26 protein-coding genes are annotated in these 25,060 nt (G+C 62.3%); 11 read left to right on the top strand and 15 right to left on the bottom strand.

Annotated elements, in window-relative coordinates; genetic code table 11:
* The 5 genes from ACZ5RT_RS03570 to ACZ5RT_RS03550 all read right to left on the bottom strand — a co-directional run bounded on the left by ACZ5RT_RS03570 (position 1) and on the right by ACZ5RT_RS03550 (position 5,827).
* Positions 1–1,173, bottom strand: a complete 1,173-nt coding sequence (locus ACZ5RT_RS03570) for an acyltransferase family protein (RefSeq protein WP_464453526.1) — start codon at positions 1,171–1,173, stop codon at positions 1–3.
* Positions 1,174–1,189: 16 nt separating this feature from the next.
* Positions 1,190–2,143, bottom strand: coding sequence for an NAD(P)H-dependent flavin oxidoreductase (locus ACZ5RT_RS03565; RefSeq protein WP_464453525.1), 954 nt, complete (start codon positions 2,141–2,143; stop codon positions 1,190–1,192).
* A gap of 31 nt (positions 2,144–2,174) precedes the next feature.
* The gene (locus tag ACZ5RT_RS03560; protein ID WP_464453524.1) at positions 2,175–3,965 is read right to left on the bottom strand and encodes an acyl-CoA dehydrogenase; all 1,791 of its coding nucleotides are present in this window, start codon (positions 3,963–3,965) and stop codon (positions 2,175–2,177) included.
* Between the two features lie 75 nt (positions 3,966–4,040).
* On the bottom strand, positions 4,041–4,973 hold the full coding sequence (locus tag ACZ5RT_RS03555; protein WP_464453523.1) for an electron transfer flavoprotein subunit alpha/FixB family protein: 933 nt from the start codon (positions 4,971–4,973) through the stop codon (positions 4,041–4,043).
* Positions 4,974–5,071: 98 nt separating this feature from the next.
* Positions 5,072–5,827: an electron transfer flavoprotein subunit beta/FixA family protein gene (locus tag ACZ5RT_RS03550; protein WP_464453522.1), complete on the bottom strand. Its 756-nt coding sequence runs from the start codon at positions 5,825–5,827 to the stop codon at positions 5,072–5,074.
* A gap of 294 nt (positions 5,828–6,121) precedes the next feature.
* Between ACZ5RT_RS03550 and ACZ5RT_RS03545 the strand changes: the two genes are divergently transcribed.
* From ACZ5RT_RS03545 to ACZ5RT_RS03535, 3 genes are all read left to right on the top strand, one after another.
* A complete protein-coding gene (locus ACZ5RT_RS03545; RefSeq protein ID WP_464453521.1) occupies positions 6,122–7,138 on the top strand; it encodes a TRAP transporter substrate-binding protein in 1,017 nt (338 codons plus the stop codon).
* A gap of 98 nt (positions 7,139–7,236) precedes the next feature.
* Entirely contained in the window at positions 7,237–7,719 is a 483-nt protein-coding gene (locus ACZ5RT_RS03540) for a TRAP transporter small permease (protein WP_464453520.1), read from the top strand.
* The gene (locus ACZ5RT_RS03535) at positions 7,716–9,008 is read left to right on the top strand and encodes a TRAP transporter large permease (RefSeq protein WP_464453519.1); all 1,293 of its coding nucleotides are present in this window, start codon (positions 7,716–7,718) and stop codon (positions 9,006–9,008) included. Before ACZ5RT_RS03540 ends, ACZ5RT_RS03535 begins: the two co-directional genes overlap by 4 nt.
* A gap of 70 nt (positions 9,009–9,078) precedes the next feature.
* Here the strand turns inward: ACZ5RT_RS03535 and ACZ5RT_RS03530 are convergent, their stop codons facing one another.
* Genes ACZ5RT_RS03530 through ACZ5RT_RS03520 form a run of 3 tightly spaced genes read right to left on the bottom strand, consistent with a single transcriptional unit; the run spans position 9,079 to position 12,132 of the window.
* Complete coding sequence (locus tag ACZ5RT_RS03530) at positions 9,079–10,353, bottom strand: mechanosensitive ion channel family protein (protein ID WP_422171532.1); 1,275 nt, start codon at positions 10,351–10,353, stop codon at positions 9,079–9,081.
* Positions 10,341–11,141: an enoyl-CoA hydratase gene (locus ACZ5RT_RS03525; RefSeq protein WP_464453518.1), complete on the bottom strand. Its 801-nt coding sequence runs from the start codon at positions 11,139–11,141 to the stop codon at positions 10,341–10,343. The genes ACZ5RT_RS03530 and ACZ5RT_RS03525 overlap by 13 nt, the downstream gene beginning before the upstream one ends.
* Before the next feature lie 37 nt (positions 11,142–11,178).
* Positions 11,179–12,132, bottom strand: a complete 954-nt coding sequence (locus ACZ5RT_RS03520; protein WP_291924323.1) for a histone deacetylase family protein — start codon at positions 12,130–12,132, stop codon at positions 11,179–11,181.
* 141 nt (positions 12,133–12,273) lie between these two features.
* On the opposite strand from ACZ5RT_RS03520, the gene mltB reads away from it, so the two are divergent.
* On the top strand, positions 12,274–13,482 hold the full coding sequence (gene mltB / locus ACZ5RT_RS03515) for a lytic murein transglycosylase B (protein ID WP_464453517.1): 1,209 nt from the start codon (positions 12,274–12,276) through the stop codon (positions 13,480–13,482).
* Positions 13,483–13,494: 12 nt separating this feature from the next.
* On the top strand, positions 13,495–13,716 hold the full coding sequence (locus ACZ5RT_RS03510) for a TIGR02450 family Trp-rich protein (protein WP_464454186.1): 222 nt from the start codon (positions 13,495–13,497) through the stop codon (positions 13,714–13,716).
* A gap of 2 nt (positions 13,717–13,718) precedes the next feature.
* Here the strand turns inward: ACZ5RT_RS03510 and ACZ5RT_RS03505 are convergent, their stop codons facing one another.
* Positions 13,719–14,633: an SDR family NAD(P)-dependent oxidoreductase gene (locus ACZ5RT_RS03505; RefSeq protein ID WP_464453516.1), complete on the bottom strand. Its 915-nt coding sequence runs from the start codon at positions 14,631–14,633 to the stop codon at positions 13,719–13,721.
* A 140-nt stretch (positions 14,634–14,773) separates the two neighbouring features.
* Here ACZ5RT_RS03505 and ACZ5RT_RS03500 point away from each other — a divergent pair, with 140 nt between their 5' ends.
* On the top strand, positions 14,774–15,652 hold the full coding sequence (locus ACZ5RT_RS03500; RefSeq protein ID WP_108427383.1) for an NUDIX hydrolase: 879 nt from the start codon (positions 14,774–14,776) through the stop codon (positions 15,650–15,652).
* 49 nt (positions 15,653–15,701) lie between these two features.
* On the top strand, positions 15,702–16,067 hold the full coding sequence (locus ACZ5RT_RS03495; protein ID WP_291924316.1) for an Hpt domain-containing protein: 366 nt from the start codon (positions 15,702–15,704) through the stop codon (positions 16,065–16,067).
* Here ACZ5RT_RS03495 and ACZ5RT_RS03490 read toward each other — a convergent pair.
* Both ACZ5RT_RS03490 and ACZ5RT_RS03485 read right to left on the bottom strand, forming a co-directional pair.
* Complete coding sequence (locus ACZ5RT_RS03490) at positions 16,058–17,035, bottom strand: tRNA dihydrouridine synthase (RefSeq protein ID WP_464453515.1); 978 nt, start codon at positions 17,033–17,035, stop codon at positions 16,058–16,060. The genes ACZ5RT_RS03495 and ACZ5RT_RS03490 overlap by 10 nt on opposite strands.
* A complete protein-coding gene (locus ACZ5RT_RS03485; protein WP_464453514.1) occupies positions 17,035–17,553 on the bottom strand; it encodes an N-acetyltransferase family protein in 519 nt (172 codons plus the stop codon). The genes ACZ5RT_RS03490 and ACZ5RT_RS03485 overlap by 1 nt, the downstream gene beginning before the upstream one ends.
* Positions 17,554–17,646: 93 nt before the next feature.
* On the opposite strand from ACZ5RT_RS03485, the gene ACZ5RT_RS03480 reads away from it, so the two are divergent.
* From ACZ5RT_RS03480 to bktB, 4 genes are all read left to right on the top strand, one after another.
* Positions 17,647–18,501: a c-type cytochrome gene (locus tag ACZ5RT_RS03480; RefSeq protein ID WP_464453513.1), complete on the top strand. Its 855-nt coding sequence runs from the start codon at positions 17,647–17,649 to the stop codon at positions 18,499–18,501.
* Complete coding sequence (locus ACZ5RT_RS03475) at positions 18,498–19,829, top strand: c-type cytochrome (RefSeq protein WP_464453512.1); 1,332 nt, start codon at positions 18,498–18,500, stop codon at positions 19,827–19,829. The genes ACZ5RT_RS03480 and ACZ5RT_RS03475 overlap by 4 nt, the downstream gene beginning before the upstream one ends.
* Positions 19,830–19,998: 169 nt before the next feature.
* Entirely contained in the window at positions 19,999–20,754 is a 756-nt protein-coding gene (locus ACZ5RT_RS03470; protein ID WP_464453511.1) for an SDR family NAD(P)-dependent oxidoreductase, read from the top strand.
* Between the two features lie 117 nt (positions 20,755–20,871).
* Entirely contained in the window at positions 20,872–22,056 is a 1,185-nt protein-coding gene (gene bktB / locus ACZ5RT_RS03465; RefSeq protein WP_464453510.1) for a beta-ketothiolase BktB, read from the top strand.
* A gap of 371 nt (positions 22,057–22,427) precedes the next feature.
* Here bktB and ACZ5RT_RS03460 read toward each other — a convergent pair whose 3' ends face one another.
* Genes ACZ5RT_RS03460 through ACZ5RT_RS03445 form a run of 4 tightly spaced genes read right to left on the bottom strand, consistent with a single transcriptional unit; the run spans position 22,428 to position 25,014 of the window.
* Entirely contained in the window at positions 22,428–22,784 is a 357-nt protein-coding gene (locus ACZ5RT_RS03460; protein ID WP_422171953.1) for a RidA family protein, read from the bottom strand.
* The gene (gene plsY / locus ACZ5RT_RS03455; RefSeq protein WP_464453509.1) at positions 22,781–23,410 is read right to left on the bottom strand and encodes a glycerol-3-phosphate 1-O-acyltransferase PlsY; all 630 of its coding nucleotides are present in this window, start codon (positions 23,408–23,410) and stop codon (positions 22,781–22,783) included. Before plsY ends, ACZ5RT_RS03460 begins: the two co-directional genes overlap by 4 nt.
* A gap of 28 nt (positions 23,411–23,438) precedes the next feature.
* Positions 23,439–23,930, bottom strand: coding sequence for an aminoacyl-tRNA deacylase (locus tag ACZ5RT_RS03450; RefSeq protein ID WP_464453508.1), 492 nt, complete (start codon positions 23,928–23,930; stop codon positions 23,439–23,441).
* A 22-nt stretch (positions 23,931–23,952) separates the two neighbouring features.
* Positions 23,953–25,014, bottom strand: coding sequence for an aldo/keto reductase (locus ACZ5RT_RS03445; protein ID WP_464453507.1), 1,062 nt, complete (start codon positions 25,012–25,014; stop codon positions 23,953–23,955).
* Positions 25,015–25,060: the final 46 nt, after the last annotated feature.

Raw genomic sequence — 25,060 nt, 5'->3', positions numbered from 1 at the left:
TCAGGCCGGGTTGATGAGCAGGGCCAGCGCCACGCTGGCCTTGAACACCCCGGCCCACAGCCACCACCGCCACCAAGTCGGTGCGTGGCGCTCGACCAAGCGGTAGAGCAGCGCACCACACAGCACGGACAGCAGCAAGGCGATCAGCATGCCCAGCACGTTGGCCCACAAGGCCTCGGGCCACAGTGCTGTGACCGCTGCATTCACCAGCAGGCTGACACCGAAATGGATCAGGAAGACCGAGTAAGACACCTTGGACAAGCACTGCACCATCTCCTGCGCTGCTGAAAACCGCAGCGCCTCGCCAGAGGACCAGCGGGCTGGGACAGCGATCAGCAAACAGGCGATGCCCCAGGCCACCGCCACGCGCCAACGCGGCTCCAGCCACCAGGCCACCCCGCCCAACACCAGCAGCAGCGCCCACACGCCCCAACGCTGGCTCGGCCCATGGGGCAAGCTGGCACGCCGCCGCGCTTCCCAAGCCAGCAAACCCAGACCATAAGCACCAAAGAAATAAAGCCCATGGTCGTCCAGATCGGGGTGCAGGTTCCACCACCACAAGGAGGCACAGGTCAAACCCAGCCACAGGCCCCACCGCCAAGCCTGCGCCAAGTGCGGCGACTGCGCATGACCACAGAGCTTCACCACCATCAGGCTGAGCAGGGCCATCGCATACAACTGAAAGTCGATGGCCACGTACCAGATGCCCGCCGACAAGGCCTCCAGGTCCAGCACGTGCTGCAGCAGCACCATGTGCGCCAGCGCCTGACCCCACTCAGGCGGTGCAGACAGGCTGGCATGGTCAAAATCGGGGCGAAGCCATTCAGTGACCAGCACCGTGAAACTGAGCGCGGCCAGCAAGGGAATGGCCAGGCGCAAATAACGCTGCCACGCCAGCTTCAGGGCCTCGGACGGCGAGAGGGATGCGTAACGCGCGAGGCTGCCCGCCGTGAGAAAACCCGCGCACACCAGGAAAAACTGGACCGCCAGACGACCATGGTCATAGAGCCAGCTGACCGTTGCAGGCCAAGCGATGGCGACCACATCCGACATGGGCCCATAGAACGCCATGTGGTGCAACACGATCAGCAAGCACCCCGCGGCCTTGATCGCATCGATCAAAAAAGAGCGCCCCGAAGGGCGCTGCTGGATGCTCTGCAAAACGGGACTCAACAAAGCGTGCGGTGGCTCACAGTGCCAATCGGGCACGTGCCGCCTGGTATTGGGCCTTGAGCTGGGCCACCAGATCGGCGGTGCTTTGCACCGACTGGATCGCACCAATGCCTTGGCCGCAACCCCAGATGTCTTTCCAGGCTTTCTTGGCGTCACCACCAAAGTTCATCTTGCTCGGGTCGGACTCGGGCAGGTTCTCGGGATCGAGGCCTGCCGCACGGATGGACGGGGCCAGGTAATTGCCGTGCACGCCCGTGAACAGGTTGCTGTAGACGATGTCGTCCGAATTGCAATCAACGATGGCTTGTTTGTAGTCTTCGGCCGCACGCGCTTCGTGCGTGGCAATGAACGCCGAACCGATGTAGGCAAAGTCTGCCCCCATGGCTTGCGCGGCCAAAATGGCGTCGCCCGATGCAATCGAACCCGACAAGGCCACTGGACCATCGAACCACTGGCGAATTTCCTGAATCAGGGCAAACGGGCTTTTCACACCCGCATGGCCGCCAGCGCCGGCCGCGACAGCGATCAGGCCGTCCGCGCCCTTCTCGATCGCTTTGTGCGCGAACTTGTTGTTGATGATGTCGTGCATCACGACACCGCCATAGCTGTGCGCAGCCTGGTTGATCTCTTCACGGGCACCCAGCGAGGTGATGATGATTGGCACCTTGTACTTCACGCACATGGCCATGTCGTGCTCCAGGCGGTCATTGCTCTTGTGCACGATCTGGTTGATGGCAAAGGGGGCCGCAGGCTTGTCGGGGTGGGCCGCGTTGTAGGCTGCCAGCGTCTCGGTGATCTCGGCCAGCCAGTCTTCGAGTTGCGCAGCTGGGCGGGCATTGAGCGCCGGCATAGAGCCGACCACACCCGCCTTGCACTGCTCAATCACCAGCTTGGGGTTGCTGATGATGAACAGGGGCGATGCGATGACGGGAAATGGCAGGTTCGCGAGCACAGGGGGCAGCTTGGACATGGGGTCTCCTTGGAATTTTTTGTGATCGGTTTCAGAAAGCGTCCAGCGCCATCGCGGTCACGCTGCCCGCACCTTCGACGATGCTGTCGCGAATGCCGGGGGCCTTGGACAGGATGTGGTCGGCGTAAAAACGCGCTGTCGTCACTTTAGCGGCCATGAAGGCGGCGTCTTGCGCTTGCGCCTCGGGTGTGATGGCCACCAGCAAGGCGCGGCCCATTTGCCAACCGGCCATCAGGTTGCCCGCCAGCATGAGGTAAGGCACGCTGCCTGCAAACACGTCGTTGGGGTGAGCCTTGGTGTTGCCCGCCACGAAGTCGACCACGTCCACAAAGGCTTCACGGGCGGCTTTGAGGCGACGGGCCACGGCCTGCGCGTCGGCGTGGCCAGATGCGGCCAATTCGATTTCGGTTTGCGCCACTTGCGCGGCCAGCGCCTTGGCGGTCTGGCCGCCGTCGCGTGCGGTCTTGCGGCCGACCAGGTCATTGGCCTGGATGGCGGTCGTGCCTTCGTAAATCGTCAGGATCTTGGCATCGCGGTAGTACTGCGCTGCGCCGGTTTCCTCGATGAAACCCATGCCGCCGTGCACCTGCACGCCCAGGCTGGTGACTTCCAGGCTCATCTCGGTGCTGTAGCCCTTGACCAGGGGCACCATGAATTCATAGAAAGCCTGGTTTTGCTTGCGCACTTCGGCGTCGGGGTGGTGGTGCGAGGCGTCGTAGGCCGCAGCAGCCGTGGCGGCCATGGCGCGGCAGCCTTCGGTGTAAGCCCGCATGGTCATCAGCATGCGGCGCACATCGGGGTGGTGAATGATGGGACCCGCTGCAGGCAAGCTGCCATCCACCGGGCGACTTTGCACGCGGTCGCGGGCATATTGCACGGCCTTTTGGTAGGCCCGCTCGGCAATCGCGATACCCTGCACACCCACGGCATAGCGGGCGGCGTTCATCATGATGAACATGTATTCGAGGCCACGGTTTTCCTGGCCCACCAGATAACCCACGCCGCCGCCATGGTCACCAAACTGCAGCACCGCTGTGGGGCTGGCCTTGATGCCCATCTTGTGCTCGATGCTCACGCAATGCACGTCGTTGCGATCGCCCAAAGAGCCGTCGGCCTTGACCAGGAACTTGGGCACCACGAACAGGCTGATGCCCTTGACGCCTTCGGGTGCGCCCACCACGCGGGCCAACACCAGGTGCACGATGTTTTCGGCCATGTCGTGCTCACCGTAGGTGATGTAGATCTTGGTGCCGAAAATTTTGTAAGTGCCATCGGGCTGCGGCTCGGCGCGGGTGCGCACGGCGGCCAGGTCCGAGCCCGCTTGCGGCTCGGTCAGGTTCATGGTGCCGGTCCACTGGCCTGAGATCAGCTTTTCCAGGTAAGTGGCTTTGAGCTCGTCCGAGCCTGCGGTCAGCAGCGCTTCGATCGCGCCATCGGTGAGCAAGGGGCACAGCGCAAAAGCCATGTTGGCCGAGTTGAGCATTTCGCCGCAAGCCGCGCCAATGGTTTTGGGCAGGCCTTGGCCACCAAAGTCGGCCGGGTGCTGCAGCCCTTGCCAGCCGCCTTCGGCGTACTGCTGGTAAGCCTCCTTGAAGCCGGGCGTGGTGGTGACGCCGCTGCCGTTGTGGAAGGACGGGTTCTTGTCGCCTTCCCAGTTCAGCGGCGAGATCACGTCCTGGTTGAGCTTGGCGCACTCCTCCAAAACCGCTTGCGCGGTTTCCAGACCGGCATCTTCAAAGCCGGGAATCTGTGCGATCTGGTCGATGCGGGCCAGGTGCTCGATGTTGAAAAGCATGTCCTTGAGGGGTGCGATGTAGCTCATGAAAGTCTCCTGTCAGTCTGGGGTCGGGTACAAAAAAGACCTCTCAGGGAGGCCTTTTTTGCAGTCATCAAATGATCACAGTGCTTGGGTCAGTTCAGGCACTGCAGCAAACAGATCGGCTTCGAGGCCAAAGTCGGCCACGGAGAAGATCGGCGCTTCGGGGTCCTTGTTGATCGCCACGATCACCTTCGAATCCTTCATGCCCGCCAGGTGCTGTATCGCACCCGAGATGCCCGCTGCGATGTACAGCTGCGGCGCCACGATCTTGCCTGTCTGGCCAACCTGCAGATCGTTGGCGGCGTAACCGGCATCGACCGCTGCGCGGCTCGCGCCAATGGCCGCGCCCAGCTTGTCGGCCAGCGGCGTCATCACTTCGTTGAACTTCTCGGCACTGCCCAATGCCCGGCCACCCGAGACGATGATCTTGGCGGCGGTGAGTTCAGGGCGGTCGTTCTTGGCGATCTCGCTGCCCTTGAAGCTGCTCTTGCCGCTGTCGGCCTGGGCGGCTGCGGATTCGACGGCAGCGCTGCCACCTGTGGCGGCTGCGGCGTCAAAGCCTGTGGTGCGCACAGTGATCACCTTGGTTGCGTCGGTGGACTGCACCGTGGCCATGGCGTTGCCCGCGTAGATGGGACGCTCGAAGGTGTCGGCCGAGATGACTTGTGTCACATCGCTGATTTGGCCCACATCGAGCTTGGCCGCCACGCGGGGGGCCACGTTCTTGCCTGCGGCCGTCGCGGGGAAGAGGATGTGGCTGTAGTTGCCCGCGATGGCCAGCACTTGGGCGGCGACGTTTTCGGCCAGGCCATGGGCCAGGGCTTCGCTGTCGGCATGGATGACTTTGGCCACACCCAAGATTCGGGCGGCGGCTTGTGCGGCACCAGCGGCGTTGTGGCCGGCGACGAGCACGTGTACGTCACCGCCGCAAGCGGCAGCGGCTGTGATGGTGTTCAGGGTCGCGCCTTTGATGGAAGCGTTGTCGTGTTCTGCAATAACCAGAGAAGTCATGTTTTTTCCTTGATTCGTTGTTCTGTGGGAGCGAGCCCCTGCTCGCGAATGGCTGTTCATCGCCATTCGGCCGCGGGGGCGGCCTCCCACAAAGAGCCTCAGATCACTTTGGCCACGTTTTTCAGCTTGTCCACCAGCGTGGCGACGTCAGGCACCTTGATGCCGGCGCTGCGCTTGGCGGGCTCGGCCACCTTCAGGGTCTTGATGCGGGGGGCCACATCGACGCCCAGGTCTTCCGGCTTGAAGGTGTCGAGCTGCTTTTTCTTGGCCTTCATGATGTTGGGCAAGGTCACGTAACGCGGCTCGTTCAGGCGCAGGTCGGTGGTGATCACCGCAGGCAGGCTGATGCTCAGCACTTCCAGGCCGCCGTCGATCTCGCGGGTCACTTGGGCTTTGCCATCCACGATTTCGACCTTGGAGGCGAAGGTGGCTTGGGGCAGGTCGGCCAATGCGGCCAACATCTGGCCAGTCTGGTTGCAGTCGTCGTCAATGGCTTGCTTGCCCAGAATGATCAGTCCGGGTTGCTCTTTGTCCACCAGGGCCTTGAGCAGCTTGGCCACGGCCAGGGGCTGCAGGTCCAGGTCAGCGGGGGTCTCGACCAGGATGCCACGGTCGGCGCCAATGGCCATGGCGGTGCGCAGGGTTTCCTGGCACTGGGTCACGCCGCAAGAGACGGCGATCACTTCGGTGGCCAGGCCTTTTTCTTTCAGGCGCACGGCTTCTTCAACGGCAATCTCGTCAAAGGGGTTCATGCTCATCTTGACGTTGGCAATGTCCACGCCCGAACCATCGGACTTCACGCGGACCTTGACGTTGTAGTCCACCACCCGCTTGACGGGAACGAGAATTTTCATGACAGCATCTCCATTGATATGAAAACCAGTGACGTTTCAAACGTCGTTGAAGGGGGCGCCCGATTGACGTTGACGTAAACGTCAATTGTGCATCAAAACACTTTTAAAAAGCCACATGCGACAGCAAAAAAGCACGGTCGTTCGCATTCTAGCGTGTACTTTTTCGGGAATTCGCACATCCTACCCCCGGGAATTCACCGACCAACCGGTTGGGGAATCAGGGTTAGCATGGGGTACGTTCTGAGCGAATCCCGATTAGATTATGTTTTGTAACCAATTTGATGGAGCATCCCGATGAAGAAAACCCTGATTTCCATGGCGGCAGTGGCCCTGACAAGCTTTGCGGGCGTGACGCAAGCACAAACCGTGTTGACCGTGTCCAGTTGGCTGCCACCGACACACACGGCCAGCATGGCCCAAAAAGAATGGTGCGATCTGCTGACAGAAAACACCAAAGGCCGCATCAAGTGCAACATCCTGCCCCGAGGCGTCACACCCGCGCCGGGCACTTACGATGCGGTCAAGAACGGCTTGGCTGATTTGTCTTTCACCGTGCACGGCTACACACCTGGCCGCTTTGTGATGACACAGATGACCGAATTGCCCTTTTTGGGCAACAGCGCAGAATCCATCTCCGTGGCGCTGAGCCGCGTGACCGGCAAGCGCCCTGAGTTTGCGGCTGAACACCAAGGCGTCAAAGTCATCACCCTGTTCTCGCATGGCCCCGGCATTGTGTTCAACACCAAGCGTGCCATCACCAAAACCGACGACCTCAGCGGCCTGAAGTTCCGCGTCGGCGGCGGCATGGTCAACGACATGTCCAAAGCGCTGGGCATGAACGCGACCCTCAAGCCTGCACCGGACTCCTATGAGCTGCTGTCCAGCGGCGTGATGGACGGCACTCTCTTCCCTGCCGAGTCCACCGAGTCCTTCCGCATTGACAAGATCATCAAGCACGCCACCACCTTCCCGGGCGGCCTGTACAACACCAGCTTTGTGTTCATGATGAACCAGGCCAAATACGAGAAGCTCTCGCCCGAAGACAAAAAAGCCGTGGACGCCATTTCCGGTGAAACCGCCGCACGCATCTTTGGCCGCGGCTGGGACAAGGTGGATCGCCGCGCTTTTGCGTTGATGCAAGCCAACGGTGTGCAGGTGACCAAGGCCGACGCCAAGTTCGTCGCTGACATCAAAGCCAAAACCGCACCGCTGGAGCAAGGCTGGATCAAGGCGGCAGAGGACAAGGGCTTGAAGAACGCCGCCAAGGTGCTCAGCGAGTTCCGCGCCGAAATCGCCAAACTCGAAAAGTAAGCTGCACCTCAACTTGAGCTGGTAGGCTGAGAACATTCAGCCCACAGCGGTATCCGCCCTGACCGGCAGATACCGCTTTTTCGTATGAAGGAAAAATTTTGAAAAAACTATTGGAAACGGCCTGCGGCATCCTGGCCGGATTGGCCTTGTTTGCCATCATGGTCCTGACCTTCCTGGACGTGAGTGGTCGCAAAATGCTGGACCACTCCATCACCGGTTCGCTGGAGCTGACCGAACTTTTGATGGTGGTGGTGATTTTTGGTGCCCTGCCCTTGGTCTCCGAGCGTGGTGAACATGTGGTGTTTGACTCGCTGGACGGGCTCTTGCCCGACGCCTTGAAAAAATTGCAACGCGCTCTGGTGCATTTGCTCTGCGCTGCCGCCTTGATAGGGCTGGCCTGGCTCATGTGGCAAACAGGCTCTGACTTTTCGGCCAGCGGTGAGACCACAGCGCAATTGAAAATCCTCAAAGCCCCCTTCATTTACGGCATGGGTTTGCTGTGCGGCTTCACGGGTTTGATCCACCTGAGCATGATGTTCAAGCCCCTGGATCAAGAAGAAACCGAAGGAGGCGCACTGTGATCGAAGCCCTGATTGGATTTGCCGCCATTTTCGGTTTGGCCTTGTTGCGGGTGCCCTTGGCCTTCTCGATGGGCCTGGTTGGCCTGATCGGCATTGGGTTGACGAGGGGCTGGATGCCTGCCATGGCCAGCACCGCCCAAGTGGTTTATGACACTGGTTTTGCCTACACGCTGTCGGTCATCCCCTTGTTCATTTTGATGGGCAACTTTGTTGCCCGCGCAGGTCTGGCGCACGAGCTGTTTCATGCCGCGTACACCTTCATCGGCCACCGCCGAGGTGGCTTGGCCCACGCGACGATTGCCGCTTGTGCAGGCTTTGGCGCCATCTGTGGCTCATCGATTGCCACTGCGGCCACCATGAGCAAAGTGGCTTACCCCTCCATGAAAAAGCTCGGCTACAGCGATGCCTTATCGACTGGCGTGATCGCAGCAGGCGGCACCTTGGGCATCATGATTCCGCCGTCCACCATCATGGTCATCTACGGCATCATCACCGAAACCCACATCGGCAAACTGTTTGCTGCAGGTGTGATTCCCGGTGCTCTGACAGCGATCCTGATGATGGGGGCCGTGGTGATCATGACCTCTCGCGACCCCGAGCACGCGCCAGCGGGCGAAAAGTTCACCTGGCCAGAACGCTGGGCCGCGCTTCGCGGCATCTGGGGTGTTTTGCTGCTGGTGGTCGTTGTTCTGGGCGGTATCTATGGCGGCTTTTTCACCGCCACCGAAGGCGCTGGCATGGGGGCCATGGGCGCCTTCCTGTTTGCATTGGCACGCCGGGCACTCAACTGGAAGACCTTGTTCGAGGTGCTGGTCGAGTCCGCCCGCACCACCGCGATGCTGTTCACCTTGTTGATTGCCGCCACGATTTTTGCCAACTTCGTGAACTTCACCAGCATGCCGATGGAGCTCAAAGAATGGATCACGCATCTGGGCTTATCGCCCATCATGATCGTGGCCGCCATGATGATGATCTACATCCTGCTGGGCACCGTGATGGAAGAACTCACCATGGTGCTGTTGACCATCCCGCTGTTCTTCCCCATCGTGATCCAGCTGGGTTTTGACCCGGTGTGGTTTGGCGTTTTGATCGTGATGGTCATCCAGATCGGTCTGATCTCGCCGCCCGTGGGCATGAACCTGTTTGTCCTCAACACCCTGCTGCCCAAAGTGGGGTTGGCCACCATCTTCCGTGGGGTGTGGCCACTGGTGCTGGTCCTCATCATCACTTTGGGCATCTTGCTGGCCTTCCCAGGTCTGAGCCTGTGGTTGCCGTCCATGATGGATTGATCGCCTCGGTCTGAGCAAAAAAAGGCACACCCTGCGGTGTGCCTTTTTTTCACTCGATCGACGCAGGTCTTCACGACTTGACTGGCATGTGCACCACACGCTGCGGAAAAGGGATTTCAATGCCGTGTTCGCGCAGGGTGCTCAAAATCGCGCGGTTGACATCGGACTTCAGGTTCAGTTGCCCACTGGTGGGGTCTTCAAACCAGTAGTTCACTGTGAATTCCAGCCCATCGGCACCAAAAGCCGACAAGGCCACCAAGGGCGCTGGATCGGCCAACACCCGGGGTTGGGCCTGGCAGGCTTGCTGCAAGAGTTCAATGACCTGATCGACCGGGGCATCGTAGGCCACCGACACGGTGGTGCTTTGCGCGACTTTGGCATCGGCCAGCGAAAGGTTTTCCACCCGCTGGGTGATCAGCATTTCGTTGGGCACGATGGACTCGCGGCCAGTGGGTGAGCGGATCACGGTGTAGCGGGCCTTGATGTCGGTGATGCGACCTTCAAAATTGTCGACCTTCACCATGTCGCCAATGCGCATGCTGCGCTCGGCCAGGATCACAAAACCGCTGACGTAATTAGCCGCCAGCTTTTGCAGGCCAAAACCAATGCCCACCCCCACCGCGCCACCCAGCACCGACAGCGCCGTGAGGTCAATGCCCACCGAAGACAGCGCCAGCAACAAGCCGACAAACATCAGCAAGGCACGCACCGTGTTGCTGATGACCTTGCGCAAGGACAAGTCGCTGCCCGTGGCCGATTTGAGCAAACGCGACTCCAGCGCCGCAGAGATCCACAGCGTGACGATCAACACCGCCCCCGCCGTGAGCGCCCCCTCGATCAGGGTGCGGACCGAGAGCATGGAGCCGCCGACTTTCCAGCGAATCTGGTCCAGCTCCTCCAGCATCAAGGGCAGGATGCCCGTGACCCACAGCACCACGGCCAGCCAGGCGATCCAGGAAATCGTGCGCTCGAGTACCCGCACAAACGGGGCGGACCCAAACGCCACCTGCAAGACCTTGACCCCAAAGCGAATCAAGGCCAAAGAGATGCAAACGGGCAGCAAAATGCCAAACAAGGCCACCGGATGGTCGGTCGTCAACAAAGTACGGGCAGCAAACATCAGCCCCAGCAAAACCGCAGGGAACAACACACCGTCAATCAAGCGTTTGCCCAGCAAAATTGACAGTTCATGCCCGGCAAAAGCCTTGCGTACCCCCCAGACCACCAGCCAGGACAAGGCCACTGAGCCCGCGAAAGCGGCCAACACCTGAAGCGACTCGGCTCGGGCCAGTGTCTCCAGCCAGGCCAGCGGATCGGCAATGTGCAGGGATTTCATGCCCGCCATGAGGGATTCCTTTTCTCGATGAAGGCCAACACGCCCTCTTGTGCCACATCGTTCATCATGTTGCAGGCCATGGTTTGGCCCGCCAGCTGGTAAGCGGCTTCAATGCCCATTTCGCGTTGTTGGTAAAACAGGGCCTTGCCCAAACGCACCGCTTCACGCGGTTTGGCCAAAATGGCCTCCACCAACGCATCGACCTGAGCGTCCAGCTCGGCCGCTGCACACACGCGGTTCACCAAGCCCCGGCTTTGCGCCTCGGCCGCCGAAATGAAGCCCCCCGTGAGCAGCATTTCCATGGCCTGCTTGGCGTGCATGTTGCGCACCAGCGGCACGCTGGGCGTGGCACAAAAGAGGCCCACATCGATACCGTTGACGCCGAAGGTGGCACTGTCCACCGACACCGCCAGATCGCACTGCGCCACCAGCTGGCAACCCGCTGCAGTGGCCAGCCCTTGCACGCGGGCGACCACTGGCACAGGCAGCTTCTGAATGCCCAGCATCATGCGCGTGCACTGAGCAAACAGCTTTTGGTAATAGCTCAGCTCGGGCTGCGCCCGCATTTCTTTCAGGTTATGCCCGGCACAAAAAGCCTTGCCTGCAGCCCCCAGCACCACCACACGGGCCTGCTCGTCCTGCGCGATGGCATCCAGGGCTTTTTGCAAAGCCGTCAGCATCGCCTCGCTCAAGGTGTTGAAGCTGCCCGGGTTGTTCAGCGTCAGGCGGTGCACACCACGCGCATCGTGCTCGTGCAGCAGCAAATCGTGAGCATTGGGAGTGTTTGAATCGGTCATGGCTTCGATTGTGCCAAACCCTCACCCCCAGCCCTTGTCAAACGTCGGCCAAGACGCGCAAGTGCGCTTCCACACTGCGGCCCAAAGCGCTGAGGTTGTAGCCGCCCTCCAGACAGCTCACGATGCGGCCTTTGGCATGGCGCTGCGCCACTTCCTTGATGCGGTGGGTGATCCAGGCGTAGTCCTGTTCCACCAAGCCCATCTGGCCCATGTCGTCTTCGCGGTGGGCATCAAACCCCGCACTGATGAAGATCAGCTGGGGCTTGTGCGCCTCCAGGCGCGGCAGCCACATCATGTCGATCAACTCGCGGATGTCCATGCCCTTGGTGTAGGCGGGCACAGGCAGGTTGACCAGATTGGCCGCATTCGATGTCGAGCCGCCTTCCGGGTAAAACGGGTGCTGGAAAAAGCTCACCATCAAGATGCGCTCGTCGCCCGCCACGATGTCCTCGGTGCCGTTGCCGTGGTGCACATCGAAGTCCACAATCGCCACACGCTGCAGGCCATGGCGCTCCAGCGCGTATTTGGCGGCAATGGCCACGTTGTTGAAAAAACAAAAACCCATGGCCTTGTCTCGACAAGCATGGTGCCCCGGGGGGCGCACAGCGCAAAACGCGTTCTCCAGTTCGCCCGCCAGAACGGCGTCGGTGGCGTCGATGGCTGCGCCTGCCGACAACAAAGCCGCGTCCCAGGTGTGGGTGTTGATCAGGGTGTCCGGGTCTACGGCGGTGTGCGTGGGTCCGCCTGCGGCCATGTCTTCGCGCAGCACATCGCCCAAACCGCGCAAGGCGGCGACATGCATGCGACCATGGGCCAGTTCAATGTCGGCCAGGGCCGCTGGGGTGGGCTCTCGGCGTTGCAAGGCCATGTCCAGCCCGGTGATCAGCAAGCGGTCTTCGATGGCGCCGAGGCGCTCCGGGCATTCGGGGTGCCCTGCGCCCATCTCGTGTTTCCAGCAGGTGGGGTGTGTGAAATAACCTGTCGCGCCCATACGGCTTGTCTTCCTGCATACCAGCCAGGGGCTGGTGCTGTTGGTTTTCTTGAGAACTTCAAATTTGCAGGTTTCAGCTTATCACGCCCACGCCACGCATCCCTCAATCGGCTGCGCGGGCTCCATTAAACTGGGCACCGCATGATTTTTCTCCCTCACCCCTCGCAAACGCCCCCGCAGCACCGCCTCCACGCGGTTTTGACCTTCTTGTTTTGTCTTATGCTGCCTTTGGCATGGCTGGGCGAGGCGCAAGCACAAAGCGCCAAAAATTCACCCGACAAGCCTGCTCGTCAAGCGGGCACCAAAGCCAAAAAGAAAAACACCCAGGCCAAGCCCCCATCCGCCACCCAGCGCCAGCGCCTGGCCCGCAAAACTGCGGCCACGGTCGGCGTGCCCCTGACTGAAAACCCCGAGGTCGCCCTCTGGGCACAAGATGCCGCCACGCGCCTGCAACTCGACCCGGCTTGGGTTCAGCAAACCCTGGTCCAAGCCCAACGCTTGCCTGTGGTGGAAAAACTGGTCTTGCCCCCGACCAGCCCCGTGGCCAAAGACTGGGGCGCTTACCGAGCCCGCTTCATCGAGCCCGTGCGCATTCAGGCCGGGCAGCGTTTCTGGCGTCAACACCAGGCCACCTTGGCGCGGGCCGAGCGGGAGTACGGCGTGCCTGCGGCCATCATCGTCGGCATCATTGGCGTGGAAACGCTTTACGGTCAAAACACAGGCAACTTCCGCGTGGTGGACGCCTTGGGCACACTGGCCTTTCATTTCCCGCTGGCCCACCCCCGAGCCGCAGACCGCCAAGCCTTCTTTCGCAGCGAGCTGGAGCAGTTCTTGTTGCTGACTTCGCGCAGCGGCGCAGACCCACTGGCCATCCGTGGCAGCTACGCCGGGGCTTTGGGTTTGCCGCAGTTCATGCCCTCGAGCTGGGCCAAATTTGCGGTGGATTTTGATGGCGATGGCCGCATCGACCTGTTCGGCAGCCCTGCAGACGCCATCGGCTCGGTGGCCAATTACTTCAAGGCCTTCCAATGGCGCACGGGCATGCCCTCGCATTACCCCGTCACCTTGACCCCGGGCCAGACCGACATGGACACCCTGATGGCCCCCGACATCCTGCCCACCTTCAGCGTGGCGAGTTTTATGGCCAAAGGCGCTGCCCTCGAAGGCGCAGCCCTCAACCACACCGGGCCACTGGCCCTGATCGAGCTGCGCAACGGCCCCAACGCCCCGAGTTACGTGGCGGGCACCGAAAACTTCTACGTCATCACACGCTACAACTGGAGCAGCTATTACGCCATGGCAGTGATTGAGTTGGCCGAAGCGGTGGGGCGTGAGATGAACAAGCCCTGAGGGCCTTCACCCATCAACCCCTTGAACCCCAAAAAACTGCTGCTGACCAAATGGACAGCGGTGAAACCCGTGGCCAAGCAAAAGCACTTTTTGGTCAGCCGGGTGATCCAACCCGAGCAGACCACTGAGCCGATTGAATCTGTAGAAATCGAGGCGGTGCTCTCTAAGGCCACGCAGGTGATCCGGTGGCGTGAACTGCAAGACGATAGCGTGTGGCGGCAGGGATGGGTTTGATTTCACCCAGCCCCATGCGCCTTCATCGCCTTGCCCACTTCCAGCGCCCCCTGCTCTGAGCCCGAGCGTGGCACCAGCTCGCCTTGACGGTCAGTGACTTGCGCCATGGCTGCAGCCAGGCGCTCGGCGGTGTCCGGGCCTGTGCCCAGGTGCACGCCCTGGGTCAGGGTGATGTGGGCCACCTCGAAGCTGCCGGCACCTGCGCAGATGATGGTGCGGTTGGGCGCGTCCTCGCTGGCCATGACCAGCATGGCGGGCACCACGGCGCTGGGGTCCAGAGCTTGCAGCACGGCCTCGGGCATCAGGCCTTCGGTCATGCGGGTGGCGGCGGTGGGGGCCAGGCAGTTCACCCGGATGTGGTGTTTCTCGCCCTCGATCGACAGGGTTTGCATCAAGCCCGCCAGCGCCATCTTGGCAGCACCGTAGTTGGCCTGGCCGAAGTTGCCGTACAGGCCGCTCGATGAGGTGGTCATGACGATGCGCCCGTAGTTTTGCGCCTGCATGAGGGGCCACACCGCCTTGGTGCAGTGCACCGCACCCATGACGTGCACATCCATCACCAGTTTGAAGTCGGCCAGCTCCATCTTGGCGAAACTCTTGTCGCGCAGGATGCCCGCATTGTTGACCAGAATGTCCACCCGGCCCCAGGCGTCCACCGCCTGCTGGACCATGGCTTTGACGGCCTCATAGTCGGTGACCGATGCGCCGTTGGCCATCGCCTCGCCACCCGCCGCACGGATTTCGTCGACCACGGCCTGCGCGGCCGACACCGAGCCGCCCACGCCATGCACATCCCCGCCCAGGTCATTGACCAGCACTTTGGCCCCGCGTGCGGCCAGCGCCAGCGCGTGTTGCTTGCCCAAACCGCCCCCTGCGCCCGTGACGATGGCGACGCGGCCTTTGAAATCGATGCTCATGTGGTCTTCCTTGATTGAATGCGTGTGAATGGGTGACAGGGCACGACGACACCATCTGATAATCTGGCCGCTGTCTGAAAACTTGCCCGACTTTAAAACAAGCAGCCCCGAGGCTGTGTTGCACGATTGACACCTGCGCCATGGAACTGAACCACGACATCATCACCACCCCGCCGCTGGACTCCGCATCGGTGGTCTTGCTGCGCGACAGTGCGCAGGGCCTCCAAGTGCTGCTGCTCAGGCGGCACCAGGCCTCCAACGTGCTCGGCGGTGCCCATGTGTTTCCAGGTGGCAAACTGGACCTGGCCGACCAAAGCCCGGCCTTGCTGACCAAACTCAGCCAAGACCCGTCCACCTTGCACCAGCGGCTGGCCGAGCCCGAACTGAGCACAGAGCGTGCAGCGGGCCTGTTTGTAGCGGCCATTCGCGAGGCCTTTGAGGAGTGCCGCATCCTGCTGGGACAGACCGGCACGGACTTGCAAGATCTGTCCGCGCTGCAAAGCGCTTTGGCCAGTGGCCAAAGCTGGTCAGAGGCGTTTCAAAGCCTGTCGCTGCGCCTGCGCACCGACGCGCTGGTGCCCTGGACGCGCTGGATCACGCCGCGGCAGGCCTCGGTGACCCACAAACGCTTTGACACCCGTTTTTTCATGGCCCGCGTGCCCGAAGGCCAAACCGCCGAACACGACAATTTTGAGGCGACCGAAACCCTGTGGATCACCCCGCGCGAGGCACTGATCCGGTATTGGGACCGCCAAATCGAGTTGGCCCCGCCGCAGATCATGGGTCTGGTGCAGTTGGCCAGGCACACGGACACCCACAGTGCGCTGGCCGAAGCCCAGAGCCGCCAGCCGCCCGTGGTGGAGCCCGAACCTTTTGAACAAGACGGTATCCGGACCATTTGTTACCCCGGTGACCCCCGGCACTCGGTGCAGCAGTCGGCGTTTCCTGGCCCGACCCGCCTGATGTTCAAAAACAAACGCTTTGAGCCAGAGACGGGTTTGGCGGGTTTGCTTGATTAGAATCAGGTCTATTACAATTTGTAACCTTTATGGATACGCCCCTGCCTGTATGAGCCAAGCTGCTGCCCCTGTTTATTTGTCCGTCGAACGGGCCATGGAATTCATTGGCGACGCCAACGGGGTTTTGTCACTTCTGAACACCTTGCACCAAACCCTGGGCGAAGACCTGCCCAAAATTCAGGCCATGCTGGACAAAGACGATATGCACGGCGTCAACCGCCTGTTGCACCAGCTCAAAGGCTTCACCCCGGTGTTTTGCGTGGACAGCCTGGTGGAGCTGGTGGTCAGCGTTGAAAACCTGAGCAAGCATGGCGACTCAAACGATATCCGCGCCGCTTACAGCCGCCTGGCCCCTCAACTGGAGCAGCTACGCAGCGAAGTGGCCACTCACCTGAGCCTGCACGCTCAAGCCTGAGCGGCCAGCCACTGGTCGATCTTGGCCGGGTCGTGCAGCAAACGCAGCTGATCAAAAGCTTCCTGGGCCTCCGGGTACACCCGGCGCAAATAATTGAGCCATTGCTTGAGCCGTCCGGCCCGGTGGCGCGGCGCCACCCGCAGGGCAATGCCCTGCCAGAACAGCCGCATCAAACCCACAATTTGCACCCACGTCACGGCACTTGATGCCGCGCCGCTGGCCATGGCGTCGTGCTGTGCAATCGCCAAAGCCAGGCCCGGATCGGCCACCATGCCGCGCCCGATCATCAGACGGTCACACCCGGTCACCTCGCGGCAACGCAAGGCATCTGCCAAAGTCCAGATTTCGCCATTGGCGACCAAAGGCATGCGCACGTGCTGACGCAAATCGGCAATGCGCTCCCAATAGGCGGGTGGGCGGTAACCATGGGCCTTGGTGCGGGCATGCACCACCAAATCGCTGGCCCCGGCGGCTTCGATGGCCAAAGCACACTCTTCTGCGCGGCTGTCGTCGTTGTAACCCAGCCGCATCTTGGCCGAGACCGGGATGTGCGCAGGCACCGCCCGGCGCACCGCCGCCACGATCTGGCCCACCAGCTCGGGCTCGTCCAGCAGCACGGCACCACCGCGGTGCTGATTCACGGTTTTGGCTGGGCAGCCAAAATTCAAATCAATGCCCGCGGGCGCCAGCTCGGCCAAAGCCTCGGCATTGGCCGCCAAATAATCGGGGTCAGACCCCAATAACTGCACCCGCACAGGCACGCCCGCCACGGTGCGGCTGCCATTGAGCAGTTCTGGCGCGACCCGAATGAAAGCGCGGCGCGGCAGCACCGTGTTGGTGACACGGATGAATTCGGACACGCACAAATCCACCCCGCCCACCCGCGTGAGCATGTCGCGCAGGGTGTGGTCCAGCAGCCCCTCCATGGGAGCCAGCAGGATGCGCGCCCCAGAAGGTATCAGGGGCATCAGCCCAGCTTGCGCTTGAGGCGCACTTCTTCGACCTTCACGCCGCCCAGCGGCACGGTGCGGGCGGTGTTCATCTCGCGTTTGAAGCCCGCCAGGTCATGAAAGCGCAAGGTGCGCTCGTGCAGCAGCGGCAACCAGACCGTCACATCGGTGCAGTCCTCGTCTTGCAGGCCTTCACGGGCCGCGTCCCACAAAGCCAGGCCAATGCCTTGGCCAATGCGGTCGGGCGCGGCGTAGATGGCCCAGATCTCGCCCGTGGTGTTTTTGCTCTTGGGGTCGCGCGAGCGGTCAAAGCCCACAAAACCCACGATCTCCCCGCCATCCACGGCCACCATGACTTGCGGCTCGCCGTACTCGATCGCCTCTTTCCAGAACGACACGCGTTTGGGCATGGGCGTGGCGTCCCAATGGGCATCGGGCACCTGGCCTGCGTAGGCGGCGCGGCAGGCGCTCACATGCAATGCGGCCACGGCGGGGGCGTCTTGGAGGGTGGCGAATCGGACTTGGATATCGGACATGGCTTGGTCAGAAAAAGAAAAAACAACGCACTGGGGCCACAGGGCTTTCGGCGCAAAACCCGACATTGTCGCCGCTTCGGTTATCTTCAGTGTATGAGGACGTATTTGAACCGCCAGAATTTCGCCACTCCCCGGGCCGCAGCCGATTTGCCAGGCCCCAGCCACACCCGTTTACAAACCGCCAAAGCCTGGTTTTTCAAAGGCTTGTGGTGTGCCACAGGACTCATCGCGGTCGGCCTGGCCAGCGCCCAAACCCCTGCCCGTTTTGCCGACGACATGGCCGAACGCACCCGCGCCTGCACCGCCTGCCACGGCGAGCAAGGCCGCGCAGGGCCCGATGGTTATTACCCCCGTCTGGCGGGCAAACCGGCCGGTTACCTGCACAACCAACTGCGCAATTTTGCCCAAGGCCGCCGCCATTACGAACTGATGGCCCGCATGGTCGACCCTTTGACCGATGCCTACCTGGGCGAGATGGCGCAATATTTTTCGGAACTGAAATTGCCCTACCCCGCCCCCACGGCCAACAACACCATCACGCCCGAGCGCCTGGCCAAAGGCCAGCAACTGGTCACGCAAGGTGACGCCACACGCGGCCTGCCCGCTTGCACCCAATGCCACGGCGTGCGCCTGACCGGGGTGCAACCCAACGTGCCAGGGCTCTTGGGCTTGCCGCTGGACTACCTGAACGCACAGCTGGGCGCCTGGCAAACCAAACAGCGCCGTGCCCACGCGCCCGACTGCATGGCCGAGATCGTCCAACGCATGCCCTCTGAGGACCTGATCGCCGTCTCCAGCTGGCTGGCCCGCCAGCCGCTGCCTGCAGACACGCGCCCGGCCGAACGCCCACCTGCCGGACCCGCCTTGCCTGAAGCCCTGCGCTGCGGCAGTGCGCCTGAACTTTCGGCCACACGCTCAGCCCCTGCTCAGTCAGGGGGCCGACCATGACCAACGCTTTGCTCAAAATGCACCCGGTCAAACGCCTGGGCTGGGTCACGCTGACCAGCCTGCTGGTGCTGGCTCTGGGTGTGGTGTGGGACAACTGGGGCGACCTGCTGGGGCCACAAGCCCCAAACACAGCCGTCACGGCCCCAGCCACCGAAGCCGAGATCGAACAAGGCCGCTACCTGGCCCTGGCGGGCAACTGCATGGCCTGCCACACGACCCGGGGCGGCACACCTTTTGCGGGTGGACGCCGCATCGACACCCCCTTTGGCGGTGTGTACAGCAGCAACCTCACGCCCGACCCCGAGACGGGCCTGGGCCGATGGACAGCGCAAGACTTCTGGCAAGCCATGCACCGGGGTCGCTCCAAAGATGGGCGCTTGCTGACCCCGGCTTTCCCGTACAACCACACCAGCGTCATCACGCGCCAGGACAGCGATGCGATCTTGGCCTGGCTGCGCACCCTGCCCCCGGTGGTGCAGGCCCAGCCAGCGCACAACCTGGTTTGGCCGGTGGGCACGCAGCCCGCGCTGGCCGTGTGGCGCAGCCTGTTTTTTGAGCCCAGCCCCTTCCAGGTCAACAAAGCACAAACCGCCGAATGGAACCGGGGCGCTTACCTGGTGCAAGGCCTGGGCCACTGCGCCGCCTGCCACAGCCCGCGCAATGCGCTGGGGGCCAGCGGCGCGGTGAACGATTTGTCAGGTGGCCTCATGCCCGTGGTGAACTGGTACGCGCCTGACCTGACGCGCGACACCGAAAGCGGCATGGCCAGCACACCCCTGGCGGAGATCGTGCGGCTGCTGCGCACAGGCGCGTCCAACACCGCCCAAACCAGCGGCCCCATGGGCGAAGTGGTACAGCACAGCCTGCAGCACCTGAACGAGACCGACTTGCAGGCCATGGCCGTGTACCTGCAGTCCCGTGCCCAAAGCACGGCTCAGCCCACTGCAAAGACCCCACCCGCCCGCATCAGCCTGCAAGTGGCCACCCAGGGTGCCAAGGTCTACGAAAACCAATGCCTGCAATGCCACGGTGAGCGCGGTGAGGGCGTCAAAACCGCGTCGGGCGAGGTGGCCTACCCCGCCCTGGCTGGCAACCGAGCCGTGCTGCTGAACGACCCCACCAACCTGGTGCAGCTGGTGCTGTACGGTGGCTACGGCCCTGCCACCCAAGGCCACCCCCGCCCCTTTGGCATGCCGCCTGCGGTGCTGGAGCTCGACGACCGCGACATCGCGGCCGTGCTGACCCATCTGCGCACCCGCTGGGGCAACCAGGCCAGCGAAGTCACGCCCCTGCAGGTCAACCGGATCCGGGCAGCCACAGATCAATGACAAAGGCCGCAGGCCTGCATGCATTCGCGCGCAGGGGCGCGCTCCCACAAAGGTCCTGAATCCAGCTGTACCTGTGGGAGGCCGCCCCTGCGGCCGAATGGCTTGGCATCCAGCCCGCCTGTCATCTGCGGCACCCACAGGACGGGTTCATGCCGCTAGCATGTTGGCCATGCCACAACACCTCTACATCCTGACGGGCGCTTCACGCGGCATGGGCCTGGCCATGGCCGAGCAACTGCTGCAGCGCGGCAAAGCCCTGCTGTGCATCTCGCGCCACACCAACCCCGATCTGGCCGCAGCCGCCCAAAAGGCGGATGTGCCGCTCACGCAATGGACCCACGACCTGGCCGATGGCCAAGGCGCCAGCGAGCGCCTGCGCGAATGGCTGCAAAGCCAGAACCCGGCGGATTTCGCCAGTGCCAGCCTGATCAACAACGCGGGCGTCATTCCGCCCATCGCACCGCTGCGCCAGTCCCAGCCCGCAGACCTGGCCTTGGCCCTGCGCGTTGGCCTGGAAGCCCCCATGGCGCTGAGTGCAGCGTTTTTAGGGGCGACGCAGGATTGGCCCGTTCCCCGCAAAGTGCTCAACATTTCATCGGGCCTGGGCCGTTACCCCATGGCTTCGCAAGCGGGTTACTGCGCCGCCAAAGCGGGCATGGACCATTTCACCCGCTGCCTGGCGCTGGACGAAGCCTTGCACCCCAACGGTGCCAAAGTCTGCTCGCTCGCCCCCGGCGTGATCGACACCGACATGCAGGTGCAGCTGCGCGGTGCGGCGGGCGAGGCTTTTCCGGACCAGTCGAAGTTTTTGCAGCTCAAAGCCCAAGGCCAGCTCAGCTCGCCCGCACAGGCCGCCGAGCAGGTGCTGCGCTTTTTGGCCCGGCCCGACTTCGGGCGCGAACCCGTGGCCGATGTGCGGGGCTGAAAAGCCTGAGCGAGTCCAAACACCCCCTTGTCAGGCCGCTGTAGCCATTGCGCCGGACACTGGTCGGCGTTGTACCCCATACCCATTTGTCAATTTTTTTAAATCTGGAGACCTCCCATGAGCCGTGAAGTTGTTGTTGTCAGCGGTGTGCGCACCGCCATTGGTACCTATGGCGGCAGCCTCAAAGACATCCCGCCCACCGAGCTAGCCGCGCAAGTCGTGCGCGAAGCCCTGTCCCGCGCGGGCACCGAGGGCAAGGACGTGGGCCATGTGGTGTTCGGCCACGTGGTCAACACCGAGCCCAAAGACATGTATTTGTCGCGCGTAGCGGCCATCAACGGCGGCTGCGCCGAAAGCACCCCCGCCTTCAACGTCAACCGCCTGTGCGGCTCGGGCCTGCAGGCCATCGTCAGTGCCAGCCAGTCCATCCTGCTGGGCGACTGCGACATCGCCATTGGCGGCGGCGCGGAAAACATGAGCCGCGCCCCCTACGCCAGCCTGAGCTCACGCTGGGGCGTGCGCATGGGCGACACCAAGATGGTCGACATGATGGTCGGCGCCCTGCACGACCCCTTCCACAACATCCACATGGGCGTGACCGCCGAAAACGTGGCCGCCAAATACGGCATCACCCGTGAAATGCAGGACGCCCTGGCGCTGGAAAGCCACAACCGCGCCGAACGCGCCACAGCCGCCGGGTACTTCAAGGACCAGATCGTGCCCGTCACGCTAAAGAGCAAAAAAGGTGATGTGGCCTGGGCCACCGACGAGCACTTCCGCCCCGGCTGCAAGCTCGAAGACATGGCCAAGCTCAAGCCCGTGTTCGTGAAAGAAAACGGCACCGTGACCGCAGGCAACGCCTCGGGCATCAACGACGCCGCTGCCGCTGTGGTGCTGATGGAAGCCGGTGCCGCCAAGGCCCGGGGTGCCAAGCCCCTGGCCCGCCTGGTGGGCTACGCCCACACGGGCCTGGACCCCAAGATCATGGGCGTGGGCCCCATCAGCGCCACGCAAGCCGTGCTCAAGAAAACCGGCCTGAGCGTGAACGACCTGGACGTGATCGAGGCCAACGAAGCCTTTGCCGCCCAAGCCTGCGCCGTGACGCGCGAGCTGGGCCTGGACCCCGCCAAGGTCAACCCCAACGGCTCGGGCATATCGCTGGGCCACCCCATTGGCGCCACGGGCGCACTGATCACCGTGAAAGCCCTGTACGAGCTGCAGCGCATTCAAGGCCGCTACGCGCTGGTCACCATGTGCATCGGGGGCGGTCAGGGCATCGCGGCGATTTTTGAGCGCATGTGAAGCCCTGGCCTTTGTCACACCCGACTTGATCGGGTGCCCATGCCTTCGGCAGACATGGATACCCGCATTCGCGGGTATGACGACCCTCTGTCACACCGGACTTGATCCGGGGTCCATGCCTTCGACTGTCATGGATACCCGCCTTCGCGGGCATGACTGAGCAAGACGGGCACGACAGTACAAGGTGGGCATGAACAACCATTTGTCACACCCGACTTGATCGGGTGCCCATGCCTTCGGCAGACATGGATACCCGCATTCGCGGGTATGACGACCCTCTGTCACCCCGGACTTGATCCGGGGTCCATGCCTTCGACTGTCATGGATACCCGCCTTCGCGGGTATGACCACCCTCTGTGCCCAAGACCCTCTTATGCCACCGCCGCTGTGACCACCACTTCGATCAAATAGGCCGGATTGGCCAGCGCTGCCTGCACCGTGGCACGCGGTGGCGCACTGCCGGCCACCACCCAGGCGTCCCATACCTCGTTCATGGCGGTGATGTCAGCGATGTCTTTGAGGTAAATCTGGGTGCGCAGGATGCGGGTTTTGTCGCTGCCCGCCTCGGCCAAGCGCACATCGATCTGCCGCAACACATCGGCGGTTTGGCTTCGGATGTCGGTGGCTTCGCACTCGGGGACCATGCCCGCCAGGTACACCACACCATTGAAAACAGCCGCTTCGCTGTAACGGGCTGCCACGTGCAGCCTCTGAATGTCTTGGCTCATGCTTTTTTCTGCCCAAGTTTGGATTCGGTGCCCGCCAGCAGGCGGTTGATATTTTCACGGTGACGCCAGAGCAGCAGCAAGGCCATGACGGCGAGGCTCAAGACCTCGGGCGAAGTGGCTTGCCAGGCCACGCCGTCGCCAAACAGGTAAAAAACTGGCGCGAACACCGCAGCCACCATCGAAGCCAGCGACACGTAGCGGCTGAAGTACAAGACAATGGCAAAACTCAGCACCGTGGCCAGGGCCAATGAACCGTTGACCCCCACCAGCACGCCTACCGCAGTGGCCACGCCTTTGCCGCCGACAAAACCAAAAAATACCGGGTAAAGGTGCCCCAGAAATGCAGCCAAGCCCGCCAAGGCAGCGGTGCTGGCACCCAAACCCTGTTCTGGCCCGTAAGTCAGCACCAACGCCACTGGTAACCAGCCCTTGAAGGCGTCCAGCAACAAAGTCAGGATGGCCGCTTTTTTGCTGCCCGAGCGCAGCACATTGGTAGCGCCGGGGTTTTTGCTGCCATAGCTGCGCGGGTCGTTCAGCCCCATCAGGCGGCTCACGATCACCGCGAAGCTGAGCGAGCCCATCAAATAACTGGCCAACACCACGGCCACTGGAATCACCACATCCATCAAAAGCTCCCTTGTTCTTGTACGGGCGTCATTCTGCCAGTGCGCAGTTCACGGGCTGGGCGCCCAGCAGCTGCACACACACCTGCGGGTCGATGCCCACCAGATAACCGCGCCTACCACCGTTGATGCAAATGCGCGGCAAAGCCAGGATGCTTTCTTCGATGAAGACCGGCATGGCACGGCGCGTGGCAAACGGCGAGGTGCCGCCCACCAGGTAACCGCTGTGCCGGTTGGCCACCTCGGGGGCGCAAGGCTCGACCGACTTCAAACCGATCTGCCGCGCCAGATTTTTGGTGGACACCTTGCGGTTGCCGTGCATCAGCACCACCAGCGGCTTGGCATCCTGGTCTTGCATGATCAGGGTTTTGACCACCGCAAACGGGTCCATGCCCAACACCTGAGCGCTGTGCTGGGCCCCACCGTGTTCCAGATATTCATAGGGGTGCTCGGTGAAGCTCACCCCGTGCGAACGCAAAAGCGCCGTGGCCGGGGTTTCGCTGACTTTGTCTTTCTTGGCCATCGCCCGATATCACCCAGCCACGTCACAAAGCCGGGTCGCGCATTTCCCAGCGGATGTCGTCGATCGCCTTGAGCACTTCGGGCGTCAACTGGGTGTTCCAGGCGGCCAGGTCTTCGTTGAGCTGCGCCAGCGAGGTCACACCGATGATGGTGCTGGCCACGCTCCAGCGGTGGTAGCAAAACGCCAACGCCATCTGGGTGGGCGTCATGCCGTTGTCGCGGGCCAGCTGGTTGTAACGGCGGGCGGCAGCCAAGGCCTCTGGGCGGCCCCAGCGCTGTTTGCGCATGGAGTCGTAGCGGGCGATGCGTCCACCATCCGGCACCAGCGGACCTTTCAGGTCGTCGTTGTCGTATTTGCCAGTCAGCAGGCCAAAGCCCAGCGGCGAATACGCCAGCATCGACACATTCAGGCGGTAGCAGGTTTCGTCCAGCCCGTTGTCATAGGTGCGGCTGACCAGGCAGTAGGGGTTTTGCACCGTGGCCACACGCGGCAGGCCATGCTGCTCGGCCAGGCGCACAAACTCGTGCACGCCGTAAGGCGTTTCGTTGGACAGACCGATGTGGCGCACCTTGCCCGCCTTGACCAGTTTGGACAGGGCTTCGAGCTGTTCATGGATGGAGGTGACCGACTTGTCTTTGGACGGGTCGAAATAGGTCATGCCAAACACGGGCACATGGCGCTCGGGCCAGTGGATCTGGTACAGGTCGATCACATCGGTTTGCAGGCGGCGCAGGCTGCCGTCGCAGGCGTTCAGGATGTCTTGCCCCGTCATGCCCGAACCTTCACGAATCCAGGGCATGCCACGTGAGGGGCCTGCCACTTTGGTCGCCAGCACCAGCTTTTGGCGGGCACCGGGGTGCTTGGCGAACCAGTTGCCGATGAAGGTTTCCGTCGCGCCGCAGGTCTCGGCCGAAGCGGGCACGGCGTACATCTCGGCCGTGTCGATGAAGTTGATGCCCGCTTCCAGCGAGCGGTCCAGGATGGCGTGCGAATCGGCTTCGTTGACCTGCTGGCCAAAGGTCATGGTGCCCAGACAGATGGGCGTGACTTGCAAATCGGTCTGGCCGAGTTGAACGAGTTTCATGGTGTGTCCTGTTGTTTTTTGAAAAAAAGAGGGGGCCATCTCAGGA

This window comes from Limnohabitans sp. TEGF003 (assembly GCF_055395455.1).
The sequence above is the reverse complement of the archived record's forward strand: the minus strand, read 5'-3'. Positions and strand labels throughout refer to the sequence as shown.